Origin of the sequence: Zhouia amylolytica AD3 (assembly GCF_000511935.2) — a bacterium.
Lineage (GTDB): Bacteria > Bacteroidota > Bacteroidia > Flavobacteriales > Flavobacteriaceae > Zhouia > Zhouia amylolytica.
This window is the reverse complement of record NZ_AYXY01000020.1, coordinates 1-26,186: the sequence shown is the minus strand read 5'-3', so window position 1 is coordinate 26,186 and position 26,186 is coordinate 1. Positions and strand designations below refer to the sequence as shown.

The 26,186-nt window shown below is 37.2% G+C and carries 22 protein-coding genes; 15 read left to right on the top strand and 7 right to left on the bottom strand.

Annotation, left to right across the window (positions count from 1 at the left end; all coding sequences use genetic code 11):
• The first annotated feature begins 273 nt into the window (after positions 1 to 273).
• The 14 genes from P278_RS09100 (at position 274) to P278_RS09035 (ending at position 19,471) form a co-directional block, all read left to right on the top strand.
• A complete protein-coding gene (locus P278_RS09100) occupies positions 274 to 2,943 on the top strand; it encodes a glycoside hydrolase family 2 protein (protein WP_038265652.1) in 2,670 nt (889 codons plus the stop codon).
• Between the two features lie 8 nt (positions 2,944 to 2,951).
• Positions 2,952 to 4,385: a sulfatase-like hydrolase/transferase gene (locus tag P278_RS09095; RefSeq protein WP_082436123.1), complete on the top strand. Its 1,434-nt coding sequence runs from the start codon at positions 2,952 to 2,954 to the stop codon at positions 4,383 to 4,385.
• Between the two features lie 267 nt (positions 4,386 to 4,652).
• Entirely contained in the window at positions 4,653 to 6,155 is a 1,503-nt protein-coding gene (locus P278_RS09090) for a sulfatase (protein WP_051413493.1), read from the top strand.
• A gap of 47 nt (positions 6,156 to 6,202) precedes the next feature.
• The gene (locus P278_RS09085) at positions 6,203 to 7,651 is read left to right on the top strand and encodes an alpha-L-fucosidase (RefSeq protein WP_200909612.1); all 1,449 of its coding nucleotides are present in this window, start codon (positions 6,203 to 6,205) and stop codon (positions 7,649 to 7,651) included.
• 8 nt (positions 7,652 to 7,659) lie between these two features.
• Positions 7,660 to 9,204: a sulfatase family protein gene (locus P278_RS09080; RefSeq protein ID WP_038265640.1), complete on the top strand. Its 1,545-nt coding sequence runs from the start codon at positions 7,660 to 7,662 to the stop codon at positions 9,202 to 9,204.
• A 97-nt stretch (positions 9,205 to 9,301) separates the two neighbouring features.
• A complete protein-coding gene (locus P278_RS09075) occupies positions 9,302 to 10,897 on the top strand; it encodes a sulfatase family protein (protein WP_038265637.1) in 1,596 nt (531 codons plus the stop codon).
• Positions 10,898 to 10,984: 87 nt separating this feature from the next.
• Positions 10,985 to 11,431 (top strand): protein-disulfide reductase DsbD domain-containing protein, encoded by a 447-nt coding sequence (locus P278_RS09070; RefSeq protein WP_235444270.1) that lies wholly within the window; start codon positions 10,985 to 10,987, stop codon positions 11,429 to 11,431.
• Positions 11,432 to 11,563: 132 nt separating this feature from the next.
• Positions 11,564 to 13,711, top strand: coding sequence for an alginate lyase family protein (locus P278_RS09065; protein WP_038265632.1), 2,148 nt, complete (start codon positions 11,564 to 11,566; stop codon positions 13,709 to 13,711).
• Positions 13,712 to 14,755: a sugar kinase gene (locus P278_RS09060; RefSeq protein ID WP_038265630.1), complete on the top strand. Its 1,044-nt coding sequence runs from the start codon at positions 13,712 to 13,714 to the stop codon at positions 14,753 to 14,755.
• A 5-nt stretch (positions 14,756 to 14,760) separates the two neighbouring features.
• Positions 14,761 to 15,414 carry a bifunctional 4-hydroxy-2-oxoglutarate aldolase/2-dehydro-3-deoxy-phosphogluconate aldolase gene (locus P278_RS09055; protein ID WP_038265627.1) on the top strand — a complete coding sequence of 218 codons (654 nt, stop codon included), beginning with the start codon at positions 14,761 to 14,763 and terminating at the stop codon, positions 15,412 to 15,414.
• A gap of 6 nt (positions 15,415 to 15,420) precedes the next feature.
• Positions 15,421 to 16,401 (top strand): TRAP transporter substrate-binding protein, encoded by a 981-nt coding sequence (locus P278_RS09050; RefSeq protein WP_038265624.1) that lies wholly within the window; start codon positions 15,421 to 15,423, stop codon positions 16,399 to 16,401.
• Positions 16,401 to 16,883 (top strand): TRAP transporter small permease, encoded by a 483-nt coding sequence (locus P278_RS09045; protein ID WP_038265621.1) that lies wholly within the window; start codon positions 16,401 to 16,403, stop codon positions 16,881 to 16,883. The genes P278_RS09050 and P278_RS09045 overlap by 1 nt, the downstream gene beginning before the upstream one ends.
• Positions 16,884 to 16,889: 6 nt before the next feature.
• Entirely contained in the window at positions 16,890 to 18,176 is a 1,287-nt protein-coding gene (locus tag P278_RS09040; protein WP_038265618.1) for a TRAP transporter large permease, read from the top strand.
• 35 nt (positions 18,177 to 18,211) lie between these two features.
• Positions 18,212 to 19,471 carry a DUF2264 domain-containing protein gene (locus P278_RS09035; protein ID WP_038265616.1) on the top strand — a complete coding sequence of 420 codons (1,260 nt, stop codon included), beginning with the start codon at positions 18,212 to 18,214 and terminating at the stop codon, positions 19,469 to 19,471.
• 169 nt (positions 19,472 to 19,640) lie between these two features.
• On the opposite strand, the gene P278_RS09030 is transcribed toward P278_RS09035, so the two are convergent.
• Positions 19,641 to 20,081 (bottom strand): MarR family winged helix-turn-helix transcriptional regulator, encoded by a 441-nt coding sequence (locus P278_RS09030; protein ID WP_038265613.1) that lies wholly within the window; start codon positions 20,079 to 20,081, stop codon positions 19,641 to 19,643.
• 114 nt (positions 20,082 to 20,195) lie between these two features.
• Between P278_RS09030 and P278_RS09025 the strand changes: the two genes are divergently transcribed.
• Positions 20,196 to 20,627, top strand: a complete 432-nt coding sequence (locus P278_RS09025; RefSeq protein WP_038265610.1) for a secondary thiamine-phosphate synthase enzyme YjbQ — start codon at positions 20,196 to 20,198, stop codon at positions 20,625 to 20,627.
• On the opposite strand, the gene P278_RS09020 is transcribed toward P278_RS09025, so the two are convergent.
• The 6 genes from P278_RS09020 to P278_RS08995 form a co-directional block, all read right to left on the bottom strand.
• Complete coding sequence (locus P278_RS09020) at positions 20,599 to 21,414, bottom strand: Cof-type HAD-IIB family hydrolase (protein ID WP_038265607.1); 816 nt, start codon at positions 21,412 to 21,414, stop codon at positions 20,599 to 20,601. The two genes, P278_RS09025 and P278_RS09020, sit on opposite strands and share 29 nt — an antisense overlap.
• Before the next feature lie 141 nt (positions 21,415 to 21,555).
• Entirely contained in the window at positions 21,556 to 21,900 is a 345-nt protein-coding gene (gene rplT / locus P278_RS09015) for a 50S ribosomal protein L20 (protein WP_038265605.1), read from the bottom strand.
• A 92-nt stretch (positions 21,901 to 21,992) separates the two neighbouring features.
• Positions 21,993 to 22,190 (bottom strand): 50S ribosomal protein L35, encoded by a 198-nt coding sequence (rpmI, locus tag P278_RS09010; RefSeq protein ID WP_038265602.1) that lies wholly within the window; start codon positions 22,188 to 22,190, stop codon positions 21,993 to 21,995.
• Positions 22,191 to 22,224: 34 nt separating this feature from the next.
• Positions 22,225 to 22,773 carry a translation initiation factor IF-3 gene (infC, locus tag P278_RS09005; protein ID WP_200909614.1) on the bottom strand — a complete coding sequence of 183 codons (549 nt, stop codon included), beginning with the start codon at positions 22,771 to 22,773 and terminating at the stop codon, positions 22,225 to 22,227.
• A gap of 35 nt (positions 22,774 to 22,808) precedes the next feature.
• Positions 22,809 to 24,752 carry a threonine--tRNA ligase gene (gene thrS / locus P278_RS09000; RefSeq protein ID WP_038265598.1) on the bottom strand — a complete coding sequence of 648 codons (1,944 nt, stop codon included), beginning with the start codon at positions 24,750 to 24,752 and terminating at the stop codon, positions 22,809 to 22,811.
• Positions 24,753 to 24,838: 86 nt separating this feature from the next.
• A complete protein-coding gene (locus P278_RS08995) occupies positions 24,839 to 25,120 on the bottom strand; it encodes a GNAT family N-acetyltransferase (RefSeq protein WP_038265596.1) in 282 nt (93 codons plus the stop codon).
• Positions 25,121 to 26,186 lie beyond the last annotated feature (1,066 nt).

The window sequence follows — 26,186 nt, the reverse complement described above, 5'->3', positions numbered from 1 at the left end:
CATCAACGTTTCAGTTAGTAGTGAGATCAGGGAGGATGGTAAATAAAATTGGTCGAATGGTACGTAAATGTCAACATAGGTTTGAGCTTAGACCCTATTTCATTTATATTAATTTGGTTATGATAAGGCAGTGGATTCTATTCACTGCTTTATTTTTATGTAAACAATTCGTTGTCTGTAACTTTATGTGTCGGGATTCCGGGTTATTGGAAACCGGATCATCAAATTCCAATATTTTATTTTTAAATTTCAGCTGTTATAACCCTTAGTTTTATGAAAAGAGTTTTCCCTATTCTGTTTGTATTTATTTCATCATTCGTATTGAATGCTCAACAGCCAAAATTTTCAACAGCCGGATTCTTTCCCATTGAAAACTCGGGGAGAAAGGTGATGTCTATGAATGTAGCCTGGCGATTATACAAAGGAGATTTGAAAGATGGTGCCGAAAAAAATTTCAATGACTCACAATGGCCTGTTGTGAATTTACCTGATGGAATCGAATACGTGCCTGAAGAAGCTAGTGGGGGTGTGAATTATCAGGGAACAGTATGGTACAGAAAACATTTTATTCCCCTAAATGACCTAAAAGGAAAGAAACATTTTTTGCATTTCGAAGGTATCATGGGGAAATCCAAAATTTGGATAAATGGAGTTCTGGTAAAAGAACATTTTGGTGGTTATCTTCCTGTTGTTGTTGATATAACAGATCATTTAAGTTTTAATCAGGATAATGTTATTGCAGTAAAGGCCGATAACAGCAATGATCCACTGTTCCCACCAGGAAAGGAACAAAGCGTTCTTGATTTTACTTATTTTGGAGGTATCTACAGAGATTGCTGGTTGGTAACTCATAATGAAACTTACATTACCAACGAGAACTACGAAAATAAAAAAGCAGGAGGAGGATTTTTGATAGCATATGACGATGTAAGTGATGAAAGTGCTAAACTGATACTTCAACTCCATCTGCGAAATGAAACCGGAAAAAGATTCACCGGAAAGATAAGATATCGTATTATCAACGAAGAAGGAGCAACACTTAGGCACTTAGAAAAGAATATTAACCTTACAATAAAAAGTGAAGGAACCTTTCAAACAGAATCTACACTAGAGTATCCAAACTTATGGTCTCCGGAAAATCCATATCTGTATAAGGTCAAGGTAGAACTTATTGATAAAAATGGTAAGGTTGTCGATGGATATTATAAACGAGTTGGAATAAGAAGTATTGAGTTTAAAGGGGATAAAGGACTTTATCTAAACGGAAAACCTTATCGACAACCGTTAATAGGAGCGAATAGACACCAAGACTTCGCCGTTGTCGGTAATGCCGTGTCCAATAATTTACATTGGCGGGATGCTAAAAAGTTACGTGACATAGGGTTAAAAGTGATCAGAAATGCTCACTATCCCCAAGACCCGGCGTTTATGGATGCGTGCGATGAATTGGGTCTTTTTGTAATTGTTAATACCCCGGGATGGCAATTTTGGAATAAAGATCCAATATTTGAAAAAAGAGTTTATAGTGATATCCGTAACATGGTTCGAAGGGATAGAAATAGAGCCTCCTTATTTCTTTGGGAGCCTATTTTAAATGAAACATGGTATCCGGATTATTTTGCAAAAAAAGCCAAAGAAATTGTTTGGGAAGAGTTTCCCTATAAAAATTCGTATGCCGCTTGTGATAATCATGCCAAAGGGAGTGAGTATTATCAGGTACAGTTTGCCCATCCAAATTCAGGTAACGTAGGATGGGAAGCAAAAAATTTAGACAAAACAAAAACCTATTTTACCCGAGAATGGGGAGATAATGTCGATGATTGGAGCTCCCATAATTCTACTAGCAGAGTGCACAGAGGATGGGGAGAAAGACCTATGCTGATTCAAGCTGCGCATTATGCAAACCCCTCATACCCTTTTACTTCTTATAATGTTTTGTACAAAACCAAAAGACAGCATGTTGGAGGGGCCTTATGGCATTCCTTTGACCATCAGAGAGGTTATCATCCGGATCCGTTTTATGGTGGGTTAATGGATGCATACAGACAGCCCAAATACGCTTATTATATGTTTATGGCACAAAGAAGTCCTGAGGTTAAAACCAGTCTTTTCGAAACCGGACCAATGGTTTTCATAGCCAACGAAATGACTCCCTTTTCAGAAGGAGATGTAACGGTGTATTCCAACTGCGATGAAGTTAGATTAAAGGCTTTTAAAGATGGAGAAACGAAAATATATCATAAAAAGCCTGATGTTGAGGGCATGCCTTCACCTCCAATTGTATTTGAAGATGTTTATAATTTTATGGAGATCAAAGAAAGAACCCGAAAGAAAAGACATGATGAGGTATATTTGTTAGCAGAAGGTTTTATAGATGGTAAAAAGGTAGCTGTCGATACCGTTTATCCGGCCTATCGCCCATCTAAAATAAAACTGTGGCTGGATAACGAAAATACAAATCTGGTGGCGAACGGATCTGATTTAGTAACGGTAGTCGCAGCGGTGACGGATAAAAATGGAACTGTAAAAAGATTGAATAACAGCCTCGTACAGTTTGAAGTTGAAGGCGAGGCCGAATTAATGGGCGATGACCCGTTAATTCAAAATCCTCATAAACTATCCTGGGGGACGGCTCCTGTTTTAATTCGTTCCACGACCAAGGCAGGAGAGATTACCGTACGGGCTTACATAACCCCCAAAGGTGAACAAAGACCAATAGCAGGAGAACTTACGTTTTGGAGTGTTCCTGCTCATGAAACCATGCTTTTTTCCGAGGAGGAATTATTGGCGTATGATCAAAATAAAAAACAAGAGAAAACCAATGTAGCTTCAGATAAGAAACTACAAATAGAAATTCAAGCACTGCGTAAAGAATTAAATCAATTAAAGTTAAAGGAAGTTGAGAGGCAACAAGAAGAGTTCGGAGAAAAACAAAATAAATAATCAAGCATATGAATAAAGTAAGAATGTATCCTTTTAGTTTGGGTATCCTCATGATAGTGATATTCTCTTTCAATTTGAGTGCACAAACCAGTCAATCGGGCAAAATGGAGGGTAAACCCAATGTAATAATAATTCTTGTCGATGATCTCGGATATAATGACGTCGGATTTAATGGATGCCAGGATATTCCAACACCAAATATTGATCGCATTGCTTCCAATGGAGTTAAATTCACTGAAGGCTATGTAAGCAATCCGGTATGCGGTCCAAGCCGTGCAGGTTTAATTACAGGCAGGTATCAGGATCGATTTGGTTTTGGAAGAAACCCGCTATTTGCCCCTAACGACATTAATCAAGGGCTTCCACTATCAGAAGAAACGTTGGCTACCGTGCTTAAGCGAGAAGGTTATCATGGGATGGCGATTGGAAAATGGCATTTAGGAGGTCATAAAGATCTAAGGCCATTAAAGCGCGGGTTTGATGAATTTTTTGGCTTTTTGACAGGAGGACATTATTATTTTCCGGAAGATTGGGTGCTGAACGATTTGTCGGAGTTAACACATCAATACTCGGCGTACAAAACCAAACTTTTAAAAAATGATTCAAGGATAGACGAAACTGAATATCTTACAGATGCTCTTTCCAGAGAAGCGGTTAATTTTGTAAGCAACAAAAGAGAAGAGCCTTTTTTTCTCTATCTGGCTTATAATGCTCCACATACACCATTACAAGCTACGGAAAAATACTTAAAGCGATTTAGTCATATTGAGAATAAAAAAAGACGAACCTATGCAGCCATGGTAAGTGCAGTAGATGATGGAGTAGGACAGATCCTGGATGCTTTGGAAAATTACGATTTGGCAGAAAATACCATGGTTTATTTTCTTTCGGATAATGGGGGGCCTGAGAAGCATAACGGATCAGATAACGGAGTTTTACGCGAAGGCAAAGGTTGGTTGTATGAAGGGGGAATTAGGGTACCTTTTGCAATGCAATGGAAAGGGATGATCCCAGCGGGAGTTGCATATCATAAACCGGTGATCTCACTTGATATTTTTGCAACGGTATCAGCGGCGGCCAAAGCAAAGCCTAAAAATAAATTAGACGGAGTGAACTTATTGCCTTTTTTAGCAGGAACCAATAATGCAACGCCTCATAAAACGCTTTATTGGAGACAGTTTGACAAGGAAAGTTACGCCGTTCGTATTGGTGATTTGAAATTGGTTAATGCCGATGGAAACCTGGAGGAATTGTTTAACTTAAGCAAAGATACTGGAGAGCTTACTAACCTAATTAATGACAATCCTAAAATTAAAAAAAAGTACTCCAGGCTCATGGAAGCATGGATCAAAGAATTGAAGGATCCGTTATTTCTGGGGCTTTCTCACGATAAACAGTATAATAGTGCCCACCCTAACAGGTATCAAATTGAAAAGTACTAATGGAAATAGCCGTTCATCTGTTATAAATAATACATTAATAGGCTTTTTTAGGGCATTTGTATAAAAAAATGACAAACGATTGGATAAAGCATACTTTTTTAGTACTATTGTTACATAAGTAAAATAGCAACCGAGGTTGGTAAAGATGTAATATTAGTTTATAGAGTCGCTCTATAAATATGTTAAGATAGTTATGTTTTGTTTTGAGTTTTTAATTAAAAAAGAGGCTGGTTTAACTGGTCTCTTTTTTTTAAAATTCCATTCATAATGATGATTAAATTAAAACCACAATACTTACTAATAGGATTACTCTTGTTTATTTGTTCTTGCATTTCTAAATCAAAGGAACAGCAACAGGAAAAAAAGCCGAACATCCTTTTTATTGCTATTGACGACTTAAGACCCGAATTGGGTTGCTACGGAAATCAAATCATTCAAACCCCAAATATAGATAGGTTGGCTAATGATGGGGTCCTTTTTTCTAATCACTATGTTACGGTTCCCACCTGTGGAGCATCCCGTTATGGACTCCTTACGGGCAAACTGCCTGCGGCTGTTGAGGATTTGAATAATAATGTGATGGTACATAAAATTACCAAAAACAAGGAAAACAAATCTCCGGAAACATTTATTCACCACTTGAGAAATCATGGGTATTACACCGTTGGGATTGGTAAAATAAGTCACCATCCCGATGGCTTGGTCTATGGATATCAGGAAAAATCAGATAATGCTCCCTTAGAGCTCCCCTACAGTTGGGATGAAATGTTACTGAACCCGGGTAAGTGGAAGACAGGAAATAATGCGTTTTTTGGATATGCCGATGGTTCGAATCGAAATAGCTTGAATAAAAAAGTGAAGCCATACGAACAAATAGCAGAGTCAGATGATGATTATGTCGATGGGTTGTCAGCCAATTTAGCCACACAAAAATTAAAGGAATTTAAAAAACATAATAAACCTTTCTTTTTAGGAGTAGGCTTTTTTAAACCTCATTTACCTTTTAATGCACCCAAAAAATATTGGGACTTGTATGAAAGAGACAGTATTCCCCTTTCCACGGGGGCTGAATTACCGGAAAATGTTCATATGGCAAGTATGAATAATAATGGAGAGCTGAATCAATACCTGTTGGGAGATGAAAAACCTACTTTGAAAGAACCGGCTACTGATGCATATGCACGTAAATTAAAACATGCTTACTATGCCAGTGTCAGTTATATTGATGCCCAGGTTGGTAAAGTTTTAAAAGCCTTAAAAGACCAAGGCCTGTATGAGAACACGATAGTAGTATTGTGGGGTGACCATGGGTGGCAGTTAGGTGATCATCATATGTGGGGTAAACATGCATGTTTTGAAAAGGCATTGCATAGCCCTTTAATTATTAAAATGCCAGGTTCAATGAACGAGGGACAGTCTGTAAATTCCAATATAGTGAGTACGATTGATATTTATCCAACAATAATGGATATGGCGGGTCTCGAAATGCCTTATGAAACAAAGGGGAGAAGTTTGGAACCACTGTTGACAGCTACTCAGGATGAAAATTGGGAGAATGTGGCCTTTAGTTATTACCGAAAAGGAATCTCGCTGCGAACTAAAAAGTATCGGTTAACAAAGTATTTTAGAAAACAAAAGCCTGTAATAGAATTATTTAACTATGAAGACGATCCTGATGAATTACATAACATTGCAGCAGGCAGACATAAGCTAATCGATAGTTTAACCCCATTGTGGGAAGCAGGAAATACCGGTTTATACCAAAACTAATTTAACCATCGACATCAATAACTTTAAGATTAAAGATGAAAAAAAATATGAAGATTTTATACCATTTAACTCAGATACAACTCCTGATAGTTTTCTTTATACTAGGCGTGGGTTACGGACAAAGTGATGAAAAAAGAACTAATATTACTTTAAAGTATGGAGCCGAGCGCATAGGAAAAAGAACCGATCAACCAATGCAAGATTGGCGAAACTATGGCTTGGGCCAATTCATACATTGGGGAGTTTATGCGATTCCCGGTGGGCATTGGAATGGGAAATATTATGCCGGCGCAGCCGAATGGATACGGTCATGGGAAGGAATGCCTAATGAAGCCTATGATAATTTATATAAAGAATTCAATCCCAAAAATTTCAATGCTAACGCCTGGGCAAAACAGGCCAAAGAATTAGGAGCCAAATACGTTATTATTACAACCAAGCATCACGATGGATTTTGTTTGTGGCCTAGTGAGTATACCGATTATACCATCGCCAATACGCCATATAAAAAAGATATAATCGGTGCATTGGTAGAAGCCTACGATAAACAAGGAATCGATGTGTATTTATATTTTTCTATTATAGACTGGAATCACTTCGGATATAAATCGAAATTGGTGACTGATAAAGATCGTACAGATTATGAGGTGTTTAAAGAATTTACACGAAATCAATTAATAGAATTATTAACCAGATATCCTGAAACCAAGGGATTGTGGTTTGATGGTACGTGGGATGCGGCCTGGAAAGAACAAGCTTCTTATGTATATGATCTGGATAAAGAATTAAGAGAAATGATTCCGGGCTTAATTATTGGAAGCCGTTTTAGGCCTGATGACTACGGTAACAGGCATTTTGATGCCAATGGAAATATGATGGGTGATTATGAACAAGGTTGGGAACGAAAAATGCCAAATACCATCGAGGAAGTACATGGCAACGACTGGGATTGTGTAATGACAATTCCTGAAAATCAATGGGGATACCATTCCGATTGGCGTGGACATGTAAAGACAAGTAATGAGCTTATCGAAATGTTGGTAAAAGCAGTTGCTTTGGATGGCAATTTTGTATTGAATTTCGGTCCTGATGGCTTAGGAACTATTCGAAAAGAGGAAACAAAATTAGCCAAACAGGTAGGAGAATGGATGAAGGTAAACAGTACCGCTATTTATAATTGCGGTTACCTTGACTGGGAAAAACAAGACTGGGGATATTTCACAACCAATCGTATTACCCAGGAAAAATATATGGTTGTATTTAATCAACCGATATCGGGAGTATACACCGTTAAAACCAAAAAAGGAGTTTCCATCGAAAAGGCATATCTATTGGATAACCCTGGCTTGGAACTGTCCATTGAAAAGACCTACAACAATGAATTTTTAATACAGTATAATCCTGAGAATCATCCGGAAGAACCATTTGTAATGGTAATTGAAACCAACAAAGATCAAAATAACTCCGATAATCAGTATCTTCAACCTAAAATTTAGCCATTTCCATGAGAACGAAATTAAGTTATTTCTTATTCTTTTTAGCATTAATAGCTATGAGCTTCCCAAGTTGTTCAACCCAAACTAAAGAAGCAAAAACACCGAGTCGTCCTAATATTGTTTTTATAATGACCGACGATCATTCTTATCAGACTTTGAGTGCCTATGACGATCGATATATACAAACGCCTAACCTGGATAGGATTGCCAATGAAGGAGTGATATTTAACAATAGTTTTGTTTCAAACTCTATTTGTGCTCCCAGTAGAGCAGTTATGTTAACAGGGAAGCATAGTCATATCAATGGTCAGATAGACAATTTTACAACCTTTGATAACACACAACCAAATTTTGCCAAATATCTTCAACAGGCAGGATATCAAACATCATTGATTGGGAAATGGCATTTGAGAAGTGATCCAACAGGTTTCGATAATTGGGAAATACTTATCGGACAGGGAAATTATTACAATTCTACTTTTATTGAAAATGGCGAAAAAACCCCATCCAAGGGTTATGTGACAGATGTAATTACCGACAAGGCCATGCAATGGCTTGACGGCCGAAAAAAAGATCAACCTTTCTGTTTATTAGTACATCATAAGGCAGCACATCGTATTTGGCAACCAAACATAACCATGCTTGATTCCCTGAGTGAAAAGGAATATAAGGTACCGGCTAATTTTTTTGATAATTATGAAGGAAGGAAAGCGGCGAAGCTCAATAAGATGAGTATTATTAAGGATATGGATTTGGTTTATGACCTTAAAATGAATGACGATGCGCTGCCTAGTAAATATAGGAACGCTTACAAAAATATGTATAACCTAATGACTCCTGAACAAAAGGAAATATGGGATGCCTATTACACGCCTATCCTGGAACAGTTTAAGGAAGCAGGTTTAACAGATGACGAATTAGCGATCTGGAAATATCAGCGATATATGAACGATTATTTAAAAGTTATCAGGTCGCTGGATGATAACGTGGGAAGGCTATTGGATTATCTCGACCAAAATAACCTTAAAGAAAATACCTTGGTTGTTTATACTTCAGATCAAGGATTTTATATGGGTGAACATGGTTGGTTTGATAAGAGATATATGTATGAACAATCTTTACGTACCCCTTTATTGATGAGATACCCTGAGGGAATTAAAAATAAAGGTGCCATAGAAGAATTGGTGCAGAATATAGATTATGCTCCTACTTTTCTGGACTTTGCAGGAGTTGACATTCCCGAAGATATGCAGGGTGCATCCTTAAAACCACTTTTGAATAATGAAAAAGTAGATTGGAGAGAGGCTATTTATTACCATTACTATGAATCGCCGAATGAACATGGGGTTAAAAAACATTACGGAATCCGAACAGACCGTTATAAATTAATTCACTTCTACGAAGATATGGATGAATGGGAATTATACGATCTGCAAAAAGATCCGGAAGAAATGCATAACTTGTTTCACGATGAGCAATATTCATCCTTGATTAAAGAATTGAAAAGTAAATTAGAGGAATTACAAAAACAATATAAGGTGACAACCTACTAAATTTGCCAGAGGAAATCCTGAAACACAAAAAGAGGGAATTGTAAAATGAGAATATACCCATTCTCCATTAAAGAGTACTAAATAAAACACCAGTATAATGAAAAATCCATTGTTGTTTGCCTTCATCCTATTTATAAGTTTGTTGAATGTTAACTGTAAGCAAGCTGATAAAAAAGAAAAGGCCGATCAAAGTGTGAGCAATCAAAAGCCTAACATTTTGTTTATTCTTTCCGATGACCATACCTCTAAAGCCTGGGGTATTTATGGCGGGCAACTGCAAGATTATGTAAAGAACGATAATATCAAGCGTTTGGCCAATGAAGGAGTAGTGCTCAACAATGCCTTCTGTACCAATTCGATTTGTTCCCCTAGCCGGGCAACCATTTTAACCGGACAATACAGTCATCTAAATCAGGTTTACACCTTAAGAGAACCATTGCCTCAGGGACATCCTAATATTGCGAGAACACTTGGTGAAAATGGTTATCAAACGGCCATAATCGGAAAGTGGCACTTAGATAAACAGCCGGAAGGTTTTGATTATTTTAATGTATTACCAGGACAGGGACGCTACTGGGATCCGATTCTTAAAACAAAAGAAACCTGGACGGATGGGGCTGATGGTAGTAAAGGGAAAGTCTATAAAGGATTTTCAACAGATGTGATTGCCGATCTAACGGTAGAACACCTTAAACAAAGAGATACCACCAAGCCATTTTTTATGTTGTGTAGCTTTAAAGCAACCCATGAACCTTTTGATTATCCCGAAAGATTTAAGGATCTCTATACCGATCTGGAAATTCCTGAGCCGGAATCATTATTAGATTTTGGTAAAGGAAACGGAGGCAGAACCTTTGTTGGACAAAAACTGGAAAAACTGGCTGCCAGATGGAAAGAGGCTACAGAGCATCCTGAGACATTCTGGACCGATTACCCGGGTTTGCCTTATCCGCTTGAAGGGTTAGACAGTATAGAACTTCGTAAAAAGATTTATCAAAAGTTAGTGAAGGACTTTATGCGCAGTGGAGCTGCTATCGATGATAATATCGGTAAGTTACTCGATTACCTGGAAGCGGAAGGAATAGCCGATAATACCATTGTGATTTATACGGCCGATCAAGGATATTTTCTCGGAGAGCATGGATTTTTTGATAAAAGGCTCATCTATGAAGAGTCTTTACGAATGCCTTTTGTTATCAGATATCCAAAGGAGATTAAAGGAGGAAAGCGTATAGATGATATCATTCTAAATATTGATTTTGCTGCACTGATGGCCGATTATGCGGGAATTGAAAAGCCAGCATATATTCAGGGAGAAAGCTTTAGAGAAAACTTAGGTGGCAAAACACCCGAAAGCTGGAGAGATGCCATGTATTACAGGTATTGGCTGCACCATCCCGACAGGCCGGCACACTTTGGTATAAGAGTTGATAAGTATAAACTGGCATTCTTTTATGGTCAAGGTTTAGGGAAATACGGTTCTAAAGAAGATGAACCTTCAGAACCAACCTGGGAATTTTATGATTTGGAAAAAGATCCTAAAGAATTAAATAATGCTATCAACCAGCCACAATATGCAGAAAGAATAGCCCAAATGAAAGAAGAATTATTGAAACTAAGAGCGCAATATGGTGATACAGATGAAAGTTATCCGATCATGCAAACAATAATGGATAATAACGGGCTTGAATAGCCTTATAAACTTATGTTAAAGTAATATGGAGCGCTTTTAATTTTTCTAAAACTATATACATTTATCAAATAATCTAAAATGAGCGTAATGAAGAAATTAGTTGTTGTATTATTGTTTTTTGCTGCGGCAGTGACGAAGGCCCAAATACTAGAACCCGTTAAATGGTCTACTTCCGTAGAAAAAATTAGTAAAACAGAAGCCTATTTGGTGGCTACGGCTACTATTGACGAAGGATGGCATTTGTATTCACAGGATGTTCCGGAGGGAGGTCCGGTAGCGACCACTTTTACTTATGACGATTCCTCTAAGAAATTTAAATTAGTCGAAGGTACGGTAGAAGAGGATGGTCATGTAGTTGACGATAAGATCTTTGAAATGAAGATTAAATACTTTGATACTAAGGCAGTTTTTAAACAAAAAATAAGGTTGGCACCAAATCAAAAGTTCACCATTAAAGGAAGTGTTGAATTTATGGTCTGTGACGATTCGAGATGTTTACCGCCAACAACAGAAGAACTGCAATTTGAATTATAAATAAAAATTTTATTAAATTCATGAACCTTGAATGATATTCAAGGTTTTTTTGTACCATAAATATAAATACAATCGTTTGTATTATTTAAATATTAATAGTATTATTGAAGAAATATTTAATATCATCTTGAAATGAAAAAGAATACATTACTGCTCTTGTTCACGCTTTTTATAGGGATTACTTCTTTTGCTCAAAACACCCTTGTATTTGAAATGTTGGACTATAATAATCCTGCACTGTCAAAAGTGAAAGAATTTTATGAGTCGAATGATCTTAAAAATGCAAGAAAAGCCTTGTTGGATTTTTATAGAGAAAAGGAAAATATCTATCTAAAAGTAAATAAAGATGATGTATCTTATATAAAAGACACTTTTAAAGATGAGGTGGAAACCTCTATTCGCGTGGCGGATGAAGTAAAAAGAAAATATTTCTTGTTCGAATATGAATGGGATATGGAGAAAACTACCGTTCCCTATGTGTTTAAAGGAGAAATTGATTGGCAGGTAAATCCTTTTGGTGATGAGGAATGGACTTTTATGCTCAGCAGACATCGATTTTGGTTAGATCTTGGAAAAGCATACTTGCTTACCGGAAAAGAAAAATATGCAAAGGAATTTGTAGACCAGGCTACTCATTGGATCGATAACAATGTCATAGATAAAAAGACAAAATGGACTACATGGAGACGAATTGAGGCGGGTATTCGCATGGAAAACTGGGTAAAAAGTTTTGAATACATGAAAGATTCAAAACATGTAACTCCAGAATTTTTAGAAAAATTCTTAGGTAGTATCGCTGAACATGCAACCTACTTAAATAGTCATTTTAGCGGACATTCAAGAACTAGTAATTGGGGGGTTATTGAATTTAGTGGTTTGTTTAGTGCTGCAGTTTTCCTTACAGATTTTAAAAAAGGAGAAGAATGGCAAACCAGTTCCGTTGAAAAATTGCACGAATGTATACAGAACCAGATTCTGGAAGATGGAACGCAATGGGAGCAATCTCCGATGTATCATAATGAAGTAATGCATTGCTTTATGAATACGGTTCTTTTAGCAAAAAGAGCCAATATTAAGCTTACAGACAGGTTGATGAATAAAACATTACAAATGGGCCATGCGAATCTCGATTGGCAAAAACCAAATTATAATGAACCCTTATTAGGAGATAGCGATGATAATGACTTAAGAGATATGCTTACTACCGCTTCGGTATTATTTAAGGACGAGGTTTTAAAATCGAGAGCCTACGATGAATTAAACTATGAGAACTATTTTCTGTTTGGCAAAGAGGTAAACAACTCTTATAAAGAACTCGGCGAAAAATTACCTGACTTTTTATCCGCATACCAATTTAATGCCGGCGATCTGTATTCACGATCTTCCTGGAATGAGGATGCCTTTTACAGTAGTTTCCACATGCGAAGAATAGGTGGTGGGCACTCTCATGATAACATCCTTCATTTTACTTTATTCGCACACGGACGAGATTACCTGGTAGATACCGGAAGATATACCTATGTATACAATAATTGGCGCCAATACTTCAAAGAAAATACAGCTCACAACACTTTGGGAGTGGATAACCTTACTAACTCTATATACAATGGTTCCTGGAGTAATAAGTTTGAAGCGAAGTCTGAAGGAGCTTATGCCTTGATCGAAGATGGATTTGATTATGCCGAGGCAATAAATAAAGCGTATCTTAGACTGGAAGATCCGGTATTAATGAAACGTAGAATGCTTTACTTAAAGCCTGATGTATGGCTGTTAATCGATAGCTTTGAAGCCAACGAAGAACATACCTATTCTCAATATTTTAACTTTGCTGATCAACAAGTCGAAATAGTGGAAGGAGGACTTTCAACAACCCGTGAAAAAAATAATCTAAGAATACAACCACTGAAACCAGTGGATGCTAAATTAATTGATGCATGGTACTCTCCGGATTATAATTACAAGGAAGAAATTAAAAGAGCCGAATTGTCTATAAAGGCAGAAGGTTTTAATTCCTTTATAACACTATTGTATTTTCCGGAGGATAATCAAATTACTTATGAAAGAATTCCGGTTTTTAACAGAGGTGGAAAAGAATTACCAGATAATCAGGCAGAAGCGATTAAACTGAATATAGACGATAAAGAATACATCATCATGGTCTCTCACGATATTTCAAAATCATTGGTTTCGCATAAGATAGTCGATGATCAGGTTCTTATCGGTGAAGTCGTTATGATAGAACGAATTAACGGAAAGCAAAATATTAAAGTTTTAAAATAAATGAATACGAAACATCCCAAAATAATTACATTCGGTGAGATCATGATGAGGTTGTCTACCTCAAATCATTATCGATTATCTCAAATTACATCCTTAGATGTTAATTATGGTGGGAGTGAAGCCAATGTTGCAGTCTCACTTGCGAATTTTGGGGTAGATGTTTCATTTGTATCCAGAATTCCGGAAAATGAGTTATCCGGGAGTATTGTTCAAATCCTTAAAAAACTCAATGTGAATGTTTCCCAGATGGTGTATGGAGGTGATAGGTTGGGGACTTATTATCTCGAAGTGGGAGTGTCTAATAGAAATAGTAAAGTAATATACGATAGAAAATACTCCTCTTTTTATGAAATTGAGGAAGAGCATATCGATTGGGATGAGGTTTTTAAAAATGCCACCTGGTTTCATTGGTCCGGTGTCACTCCTGCGATTTCTAAGAATGCAGCAAGGGTGTGCCGAAGAGCCATTTTAGAAGCATCAAAGAAAGGACTGACCATTTCCACAGATTTAAATATGCGTCATAAACTATGGAATTGGGGGAAGCTGCCTTCCCAGGTAATGCCGGAACTCGTCGCTTATACCCATGTACTGTTCGGCGATATGGCTGCCTTTAAAACAATGCTTGAACTGCACGCAAATTATGTAGAATTAACCACAGAAGGTATCGAGGTTCATCAAACTTCAGATACCATAACCAAATTAAAAGCGCGTTTTCCAAAACTTGAAAAGATCATTCTTAGTTTTAGAAATACCGAAAACACCAATGAAAATTTATATGCAGCTCAATTGTTCTCGGATGATCATGTCAGTCAAAGTTCAGTATATAAAATAACGAATATTGTAGATAGAATTGGTACCGGAGATGCATTTGTTGGAGGTGTAATTTATGGTCTTAATAGTTTTGATGATGACGCCAAAAGCCTTGAGTTTGGAGTGGCCGCCGCTTCATTAAAGCATAGCATCAGAGGTGATTTTAACCTGGTAACCAAAGAAGAAGTTTTTCAGAGCATGAACACGAATAAAAGAACTAATGTTTCAAGATAATTCATATGAGTATAAAAGTTGATACAATCATAAAAATAAAGGAATCTAAAATTGTCCCAGTTTTTTATCATTCCGATCTGGAAGTTTGTAAACAAGTGGTTAAAGCATGTTATGAAGCAGGACTTAAAGTTTTTGAATTTACCAACAGAGGTACTTTTGCTCATGAAACTTTTGCCGCTCTTAACCGCTATGTGTTAGAAGAATTACCCGGATTTGAATTGGGAGCAGGGTCTATTGTTGATGCACCAACGGCCGCTTTGTACATTCAGAATGGAGCATCTTTCATTGTATCACCACTCCTGAATGCTGAAATTGGGAAAATATGTAACCGAAGAAAAATTGTATGGATTCCCGGATGTGCAACGGTTACTGAAATTGGAAACGCCCATGAATTGGGAGCAGACATAATAAAAATATTTCCAGCAGCTCAACTTGGAGGACCTGAATTTGTTAAAGCCGTTAAAGCCCCTTGTCCATGGACCGATATCATGGTTACTGGTGGGGTACAGCCTACAGAAGAAAATCTTCGCTCGTGGTTCGATGCAGGGGTGTGTAGTGTAGGTATCGGATCTGCACTTTTCAAAAAAGAATGGCTTGAAGCGGGAGACTATAAAAAAATTAAAACAGCAATCAGTGAGGCAATGGCCTTTATCAAATAATTAAAAATGTTTCATAGATTAATAGTTGTTGTTTTAAGTTGTTTTTGTCTGATTACCTATGGTTGCAAAGAGCAATCAAATCAAAAAGTGCTTAAATGTGCTCATGGATTAGACGTAACGCATCCCGTACATGAAGCCATGGAGTTTATGGCAAAACGGCTGGAAGAAAAATCCAATGGAAAACTTACGATAGAAATTTATTCTAACCAGCAATTAGGATCTGAAAGGGAATGTCTGGAATTAATTCAGATAGGTGGTTTAGATATGACTAAAGTCTCAGCTGCAGTATTGGCTAACTTTGCTCCGCAATATAAAGTTTTTGGATTACCCTATATTTTTAAAAATAAAGAACATCAATTCAGAGTTCTGGACGGTGAAGTAGGACAGGAAATCTTATCCTCCAGCGATCAGTCCTTGTTGCATGGCTTAGCTTTTTACGACTCTGGGAGCAGAAGTTTTTACACCAAAGATCATCCCATAGAAAAACCCGAAGACTTAAAGGGTAAGAAGATCAGAACCATGGAAAGTCCAATGGCCATGAGTATGATTTCGGCCATGGGTGGTGCCGCAACCCCTATTTCTGCCGGCGAATTGTACACGGCTTTACAAGCAGGAGTTGTAGATGGTGCAGAGAATAATCCACCGGTTTTTTACTTGTCAAGACAATATGAAGTATGTAAATACTTCTCCATAGATGAACATACGGCTATCCCGGATGTATTATTAATCGGAACCCAAACCCTGAATAAATTAAATGAAAATGAAAAAGCATGGCTGAAAGAAGCGGTTCAGGAATCTGTGGTATATCAAAGAAAACTGTGGAAAGAGGCAGAAGAAGAAGCTATCCAGGGTTTAAAAGAGGTTGGGGTTACGATTGTTTACCCAGATAAAGAACCTTTTGCCAATAGTGTAAAAGAACTGTATGAAGAAGCATCACAAGAAGAAGTGATTGCAGAAATGATTAAAGCCATAAAATCTCAAGAATAATGAAGCGAGTGCTAGACAATATATTGGAAAAAGTGTTAATCGCTTTAATGGCGATCATGACCTTAAATGTATTATGGCAAGTGTTCTCAAGATATGTGCTGAATGCACCCAGCTCTTTTACTGATGAATTGGCCAGATATCTTTTGATATGGATTGGTATGTTGGGAGCAGCCTATGCTACCGGAAAAAGAATGCATCTTGCAATCTCATTGATCCCGTCAAAATGGATGAATTTATACCGCGAGCGTATTCTAGGTAAAGTTGCTGCCTTTCTCGTGGGCTTATTCGCCTTACTCGTTTTAGTTATTGGCGGTGGTAGACTGGTATATCTAACCTATTACCTGGAGCAAAAATCGCCTGCATTAGAAATTTCGTTGGCATATATATATATGGTTTTACCGATAAGTGGAGTTTTGATCATCATTTATAGTATAAGTCATTTTAAAAATGTAGTCAGTCATACAGAGTATAGCATTAAATAAAAGTTCATGGAAATTTATATCCTCATTATAAGTTTTGTTGTGTTTTTAATGTTGCGTGTTCCCATTGCCTATAGTATTGGGTTATCAGCATTAATCACTCTATGTTTTAGTATTCCTTCTTTGGCAACCTTTACCGTGGTAGCCCAAAGAATGGCAACAGGTCTGGACAGCTTCTCCCTCATTGCCATTCCGTTTTTCATATTCGCAGGAGAATTAATGAATAAAGGTGGAATTGCTAAACGCTTGATTGATTTTGCAAAGTCGCTGGTAGGAAGTTTTCCGGGCGGACTTGCCTATGTTAATATAGTTGCATGTATGCTTTTTGGTGCGGTTTCCGGGTCTGCGGTGGCTGCAGCTTCCGCTATCGGAGGCGTAATGGGTAAAAGAATGAAAAAAGAAGGATATGATGAAGCATATAGTGCAGCTGTGAATATTACTTCTTCGACCACAGGTTTGTTAATTCCCCCGAGTAATGTATTGATTGTTTATTCACTGGCAAGTGGAGGAACTTCAATAGCAGCTTTGTTTATAGCAGGGTATGTGCCTGGTTTTCTCATCGGATTTTTATTGATGTTGGTGGCAGGTATTTATGCTTATAAGAAAAAATATCCGATAGGATTAAAGGCCAAATGGTATGAAATCTTCAAGTATTTCTTGAGAGCGTTACCAAGTTTATTTTTATTGGTTGTGGTGGTTGGTGGTATTGTAGCCGGTATTTTTACTGCTACCGAAGCATCTGCGATTGCAGTACTTTATGCCTTAATTCTTTCACTGATCTATAAGGAAATTACCATAAATGAACTCCCTGAAATCATTTTAAAATCTGCAGGAACCACTGCTATCGTTATGTTATTGGTAGCGGCTTCCATGTCTATGAGCTGGACCATGTCGTATGAAAACCTGCCACAAGCAGTAACAGAACTCCTGATGAATGTATCAGATAACAAATTTGTAGTGCTGTTGGTTATCAATTTAATCCTTTTAGGGGTTGGAATATTTATGGATATAACCCCGGCAGTACTCATATTCACACCCATATTTTTACCCATTGTTACTGCCCTGGGTATCGATCCCGTTCATTTCGGAATTATAATGATATTGAATTTAAGTATTGGTTTGTGTACACCACCCGTAGGTTCTGTCCTCTTTGTAGGTTGTAGTGTGGCGAATCTCAGTATTTCAAAAGTGGTAAAACCATTAATGCCATTGTTCCTTGTGATGATCTTCGGGTTATTGCTGATTACCTATATACCGGAAATAACAATGTTATTGCCAAAATGGTTTGGTTTTTAATTTAATTATTCTTGAAAGTCTAAAACAAAATACGAATGCAAAGAAGAAAATTTATTGGTTCGGCCTCAATAGCTGGAATCATTACCGCAATGCTCCCTGGTAGTCTGGTTGCTTCAAACCAGGAAAGTTCTAATCATCTATTGGATGCCAAAAAACCAAACGATCGTGCCTATTGGACTGGCATGTTGTATAGAATGATGAATCCTGTATTTTCGAATCTGGCTAATGGAACCTTGGTGAAAAACATGCCTTTTGAAGTCTCACCATCTTATGACGGAAGAAAGAATGTTACGTATTTGGAAGCGGTGGGTAGAGCAGCAGCTGGAATGGCACCCTGGTTAGCATTACCCGACGATGACACCAAGGAAGGACAAATGCGTAAAGATTTAAAAGCAAAGTTTCTTAAGGGGATAGCCAACGGAGTTGATCCGTCTAATCCCGATTATTTGAATTTCACCAAAGAATATCAGCCAATAGTGGATGCAGCATATTTAGCCCATGCTTTTTTAAGAGCTCCTAAAGCATTATGGGAGCCATTAGATGATACCACCAAAAAGAGAGTAGTCAAAGAATTCAAAGCACTTAGAACCAGAAAACCTTGGAACAATAATTGGCAACTCTTTACTGCAATAACTGAAGCTTTCCTCCTGGAAATAGGAGAGGAGTGGGATAAAGAAGCTGTAGATCGTGCATTGAATAAATTTAAAGATTGGTATGTAGGTGATGGCTGGTATAGTGATGGTCCGAATTTTTCATTTGATTATTACAATTCTTTCGTAATTCATCCGATGCTGGTAGATACCTTAAAAGTATTATCAGATCATGGAAAGGTACCAGTAGCAGATTATGAACTTGCTTTAAAAAGGATGTTAAGATATGTGGTGCATTTAGAGCGGATGATTTCTCCTGAAGGAACCTATCCGGTTATAGGTAGATCTATTACCTATAGGAATGGTGCATTTCAGGCGCTGGCCCAAGTGGCATTAATAAAGAAATTACCTGAAGATATAAGTCCGGCACAGGTGAGGAGTGCACTTACCGCCGTTAAAAAGAACATCTTTCAAAAAGGAACCTTTGATAAGAATGATTGGCTTACGCTAGGCTTCTGCGGACATCACCCCGACGTGGCCGATTATTATTCGTCTACCGGAAGTATGTATATGGCCTCTTTAAGTTTTCTACCCTTAGGTTTACCTGCCGATGATGAATTTTGGACTTCGGATCCTGAAGAATGGACCTCGAAAAAAGCATGGAGCGGTAAAAGCTTTAAAAAAGATTATCATGTAGACTATTAAAAAAAGAGCCCTTAAACAATATTGTTTAAGGGCTCTTTAGGAAATAGTTGGTTTGGGTTAGATTTAAGTTAGTTGCTAGAATTGTATTATTTCCTATTTCGTTAAAAACTCATCTCAAAAGTGATTTAAGAATTAAAATCTGCTGCTGAGATGAGTTCCTCCTCATTTTTTATCCATTGTGATTATTACAGTTTTCAATAATCTTCTGGAGTATATGGTCAACTTGTTCAATTTCATTATCAGTTATTCCTTTTAAAGCCATGCTTCGATTTTGTTTGATGAGTTCTTGCATTTCATCAAGAGTGCGACCTCCAAATACCGTAACGCTTAAATGATATCGACGCTTATCCGAAGGGTTTAAAGATTTCTCCAAATAGCCGTTTCTAGTCATTAAATCAATAGTTCTGTTAACCGAAGCAGCATCCTTAAAAACCAATTTGGCCAATTCTTTTTGAGAAAGCTTAGGATACTTCTTTAAAAAGATCAGTACCATAGCTTGATCAATGGTGATTTTAGGTATGCTTTTGCTTATGCGTTTCTGAGCCATTCTTCTATATTCCTTAATAGCTCGTTCTATGGCATAAAAAATGGTTTCATTAGGAAGCTTCACCAATGCTAATTTTAATTAATATAAATATAATTGATATATCAATTAAAAACAATGTTTTTTGTCATTTATTTATATTTTTAAGGCTTAAAATTCATTTAACGGATTTAAATTAACATGAGAATTTTTCAAAAGGAGATAAAAATTGAATCCTATCCAAGAGGTTTTCACCTAATAACAAATAAGATACTTGATGCCATCCCAGAGATAACTACGCTGACTGTAGGGCAATTACAGGTGTTTATTAAACATACCTCGGCGAGTTTGACAATCAATGAGAATGCAGATCCCACGGTAAGAACGGACTTTGAATCGCATTTCAATAAAATGGTAGCAGAAAATGAACCCTATTATATTCATACGTATGAAGGTCCCGACGATATGCCAGCGCATATAAAAGCATCGCTTTTAGGGTCGTCCGTTACTATACCCATAACTGATGGTCAGTTAAATTTGGGTACCTGGCAAGGAATTTATCTATGCGAGCACCGAAATAATGGGGGGACAAGAAAATTAGTGATTACAGCTTTTGGTTCCTCGAAGCGATAAGTTGCTCCAGGATCTGAACCACTCCATCTTCATTATTACTGGTGGTTCTAAAGCGAGCCGCTTGTTTTATGTTAGGATGAGCATTATCCATGGCGTAACTAAAATAAGCCTCCTGCATCATTTCCAAATCATTATTATAATCTCCGAATACCATTGTTTCTTCTTTGGTAACGCCCAGTTGATTCTGAAGAAATCTTAAGGCGACTCCCTTATTGGCATCAGGGTGAGACAGATCTAACCAGTTTTGCCCGGATACTTTTACCTGCATCTCATCTTCCAAATGTTTTACAGCCGGATATATATGCGCCTCGGAACTTTCGTAATGAAACACAGCTATTTTTAAGATGTCCTTAGAATCAACCTTGGTGAGATCTTCAACAATCTCATAAGCTGCATAGTACTCATTAAAAAGATCGATAAATTCAACCTCTCTGGTTTCTATATACGATTTGTTTTTTCCGCAAAGTACCACATATACACCCTCGAGATCCCTTAGAAGTCCAACAAGGTAATCGATCTTTTCTTTGGGTAAATGAGTTACCAAAAGTTCTTTGTCATGCTGCTTGGCAATTCCACCATTCTCAGCTATGATGGTAATTTCATTAGCAATCTTGTTCAGCTTATCGGTAATACTGTGATATTGACGACCACTGGCTGCTGCAAAATGTATATTGTATTTTTTTAATTCTTCGTATAACTGAAAAAAACGGTCACTCACTTTCCCTTCAGAATTAAGCAAGGTCCCATCCATATCACTAACGACAAGTCTAACTTTAGATAGATCCATTTAAATAGATTTAAGGTGCAAAAGTAAGGTAGAATCAAGTAATTAGATGTTAATTGCACGTTATTTTACTGAGACATCATAAAATAAAAAATCCGGTTCTTAGAACCGGATTTATAAACGAGATAATATATTGTTAGACGTTTATTTTACTTTTTCAACGATTGCTTTGAAAGCTTCCGGGTGATTCATAGCTAAGTCTGCAAGAACTTTTCTGTTAAGTTCGATGTTGTTAGCTTTAACCTGTCCCATAAACTGAGAATAAGACATACCGTGTAGTCTGGCTCCAGCGTTAATACGCGTAATCCATAATGCACGGAAAGTTCTTTTCTTATTTCTACGGTCTCTGTAAGCATATTGCATTGCTTTGTCAACCGCATTCTTAGCAACAGTCCAAACGTTTTTACGTCTTCCGTAGTAACCTTTGGCTTGTTTTAAAACCTTTTTTCTTCGAGCTCTTTTAGCTACTGAATTTACTGATCTTGGCATAATTTTAAATTTTTTGTAGTAGGCGGTCAGAAACTGACACTTTTTTTGAGCCTAACTCCAGGGTTATACAATTTATTGAACCGAAGGAACGATTACTTTAAACGTAGTTGTTCCTTAATGCTATTCTCATCCGACTTGTCAACAAGCGTTGAATGAGTAAGCGCTAGCTTACGCTTTTTAGATTTTTTTGTCAAAATGTGACTCTTAAAAGCGTGCTTTCTTTTGATTTTACCAGTACCTGTAAGCTTAAAACGCTTCTTAGCACTAGATTTTGTTTTTTGTTTAGGCATTTCTCCTAGTATTTACTTAATTATCTCGCTTATCTTATTTAGTCTTTTTAGGAGCGATAAACATAGTCATTCGCTTCCCTTCAAGTTTAGGCATTTGTTCTACTTTACCAAGCTCTTCCAATTCAGAAGCTAAACGTAAAAGTAAAATCTCACCTTGGTCTTTATATACAATAGAACGTCCTTTAAAGAAAACGTATGCTTTTAATTTGGCACCGTCTTTTAAGAACTTCTCTGCGTGTTTCTTTTTAAATTCGTAGTCGTGGTCATCAGTTTGCGGACCAAAACGAATCTCTTTAACGACAACTTTACTAGCTTTCGCCTTTAGAGCCTTTTCGCGTTTCTTTTGTTCGTAAAGAAACTTTTTGTAATCCATTATTTTACAAACGGGAGGTTTTGCATTTGGAGAGATCTCTACCAAATCTAATTCCATTTCCTGAGCCTTTGAAAAAGCTTCTCTGGTTGGGTAAACTCCCATTTCTACATTATCGCCTACCAATCTCACTTCAGGTACACGAATTTTTTCGTTGATCCTGTGTTGTTCTTGAGTTTGTCTCTGTTGTGGACGACGATTATTTCTTCTAATAGCTATGACTTATAATTTTTTAGTTAAACTTTATTTTACTTAAACGGTTTTAAGTTACTACTGATTTCTTTATTAACCAAATCTGTAAATGATTTTACAGACATGCTTCCTAAATCTCCCTCACCATGTTTTCTTACTGAAACCGTTGCTTCCTTTTCTTCATTTTCTCCGACAATCAGCATGAATGGTATTTTATTCATCTCTGCTTCACGGATCTTCTTCCCTATGGTTTCGTTGCGGTTGTCAACGAGGGCGCGAATTTCGTCATTTTCCAATAAATTTAAAACTTTTTCCGCATATTTTTCATATTTCTCACTGAGAGAGAGTATGATAGCCTGTTCTGGCATCAACCATAAAGGGAAATTACCACCTGTATGCTCGAGTAAAATAGCTACAAAACGCTCCATACTTCCAAAAGGAGCCCGGTGAATCATTACAGGTCTGTGAAGTTTGTCGTCACTACCCTTATAGCTAAGATCAAAACGCTCCGGTAGGTTATAATCTACCTGGATCGTTCCCAATTGCCATTTCCTTCCCAATGCATCCTTCACCATAAAATCAAGCTTAGGGCCATAGAAAGCTGCCTCGCCGGTTTCTATAACATAATTTAAGCCTTTCTCATTGGCAGCATTGATAATAGCATTTTCAGCTTTTTCCCAGTTTTCAGTACTTCCAATGTATTTATCAGGATTTTCAGGGTCTCTTAACGATACCTGAGCGGTAAAGTTTTCAAAACCTAAAGAGCCAAATACATAAAGAACAAGGTCTATTACATTCTTGAATTCCTCATCCAATTGTTCCGGAGTACAGAATATGTGAGCATCATCTTGCGTAAAACCTCTAACTCGGGTTAGTCCATGCAATTCTCCACTCTGTTCATACCTGTAAACCGTTCCAAATTCCGCATAACGCTTCGGAAGATCTTTATAACTCCAAGGTTTGGCGTTATAAATCTCACAGTGATGCGGACAATTCATCGGTTTTAATAAGAACTCCTCATCTTCCTTAGGAGTATGAATAGGTTGAAAGCTATCCTCTCCATATTTAGCATAATGTCCGGAAGTTACATAAAGTTCTTTTTGTCCGATATGAGGCGAAACCACTTGCTCATATCCTGCTTTTTGTTGTGCTTTTTTCAAAAACTGTTCTAAACGCTCGCGCAATGCAGCGCCTTTTGGTAACCATAATGGTAAGCCCTGACCAACCTTAGCTGAAAACGTAAACAACTCTAATTCTTTCCCTAATTTACGGTGATCTCTCTTTTTGGCTTCTTCCAAAAGAGCCAGATATTCTTTAAGCTCTTTTTGTTTAGGAAAGGAGATACCATATACACGGGTAAGCTGTTTGTTTTTTTCATCACCTCTCCAGTAGGCACCGGCCGCAGATAAAAGTTTTACAGCTTTAATATATCCTGTATTTGGAATATGACCTCCGCGACATAAATCCGTAAAAGTGGCATGGTCACAAAAGGTGATAGTTCCATCTTCCAAATTCTCTATAAGTTCTACCTTAAACTCGTTGCCCTGATCTTTATAATATGATAAGGCATCAGCCTTACTAACAGAACGCATATTGAATTCGTGCTTGCCACGGGCAATCTCTAACATCTTATTTTCGATGGCAGGAAAATCTTTTTCTGAAACAGCCTGGTCACCAAAATCCACATCGTAATAAAATCCATTATCGATGGCCGGACCAATTGTTAGTTTAACGCCAGGATACAATTCCTCTAAAGCCTGAGCTAACACGTGAGCGCTGGAATGCCAAAAAGCTTTTTTCCCTTCGTCATTATTCCAGGTATAAAGAACAAGATTACCATCGGTGGTTAAAGGGGTTACCGTTTCAACCGTTTCACCATTAAAACTTGCCGAAATAACGTTTCTAGCCAAGCCTTCACTGATACTCTTGGCAACATCCATTGGAGTCGAATTTTTCTCAAACTCCTTTACCGAACCATCTGGTAATGTAATCTTGATCATTAATAAGTTTTTTAAATACAGTGTGCAAAGATAATAGGAAGTTATAAAGCATACAATATTATAAGACCTTTATATAATAAGATGTTTTAAAGAATATCTTGCCATTCAGAATGTTTGTCTAGGGTGGCTTTCGCAAATGGACAAAGCGGAATGATCTTAATTCCTTTTTCCCTGGCAAACAGAACCGCAGCTTCCACAAGACGTAACCCAATACCCTGACCTTTTAATATAGGGTTTACATCAGTATGGTCTATGATAAACTTATCGGTTCCTGCCCATGTGTACGTCATGTACGCCAAATCTTTACCGTTTTCCGCAATGTGAAACTTTCCGTGTTTCCCGTCATCCTGTTGAAGTACCTCTGTCATGGTTATATAAAGTCTGATGATCTTTTAAAGATAAAGATAATATTTCTTCATGAGTTGTGAGCCGGATATAGGTAAATGAATATAGATAATATGATTTGTTTAATGATGACTTAATAACAGGGTTAAGGTTTGGTTCCTCGTGTATATAGAGGAAGCAGCGCCAGTTCATTATTTTATTAGGAACACGCGAATTCTGACGTCTGTTTATTGTCCTATTTATAAAGAGGCGAATCCCATCGGTGTTTCACAGGTTGCATAAAGTGTTTTACAGTTGTCCAGGCCCGGTGCAAAGCCGTAGATAAGTCCTGGATAAGCCCTGTGTAACCCCTTGATAAAGGATAGATGAGCCAAAGTCAATACAGGGATGAGTAAAAAGAGTACTATCTATATAATATGAGTTCGATCTTTATAACTATTGTCCTGATCTATCTCTAACCTTACTTCTGATACATTACTAAGTACTAAAAGAAGACTTACAACTCGTTTAAAGGTGTCCAGGCCCGGTGCAACAGTATGGATACAGTATAGATAGAGTATGGATAAGGTATGGTTGCCTTAAGGATGTTCCTTATGTATTATATATGAGTCCAACTTCATTTCTAAGGTCCTTATTCATTTTACGCAAACCATTTGATGAGTTTATAGGTGCTAAAAGAAGATTTACAACTCGTTTAAAGGTGTCCAGGCCCGGTGCAACAGTATGGATACAGTATAGATAGAGTATGGATAAGGTATGGTTGCCTTAAGAGTGTTTAGTATATAATATATATGAGTTCGTCTTTGTTTTTAAGGTCATTGTTCGTTTCCAACCTTCCACCTGATACCTTAATAGGTGCTAAAAGAAGATTTACAACTCGTTTAAAGGTGTCCAGGCCCGGTGCAACAGTGTGGATACAGTATATATACAGAGTGTGTAAACTATGAATAGGGTAGGTGTGGTGTATGCGGTGATATATATAAGAGTGCCTTTTAAGGGTTGTCAATGATAATTTCAAAAATAATTTTGGATGTAAAGAGCTAGAAATAAACCGGGTATAAATTACTTTGAAAAAACTTTGGTTTTGAG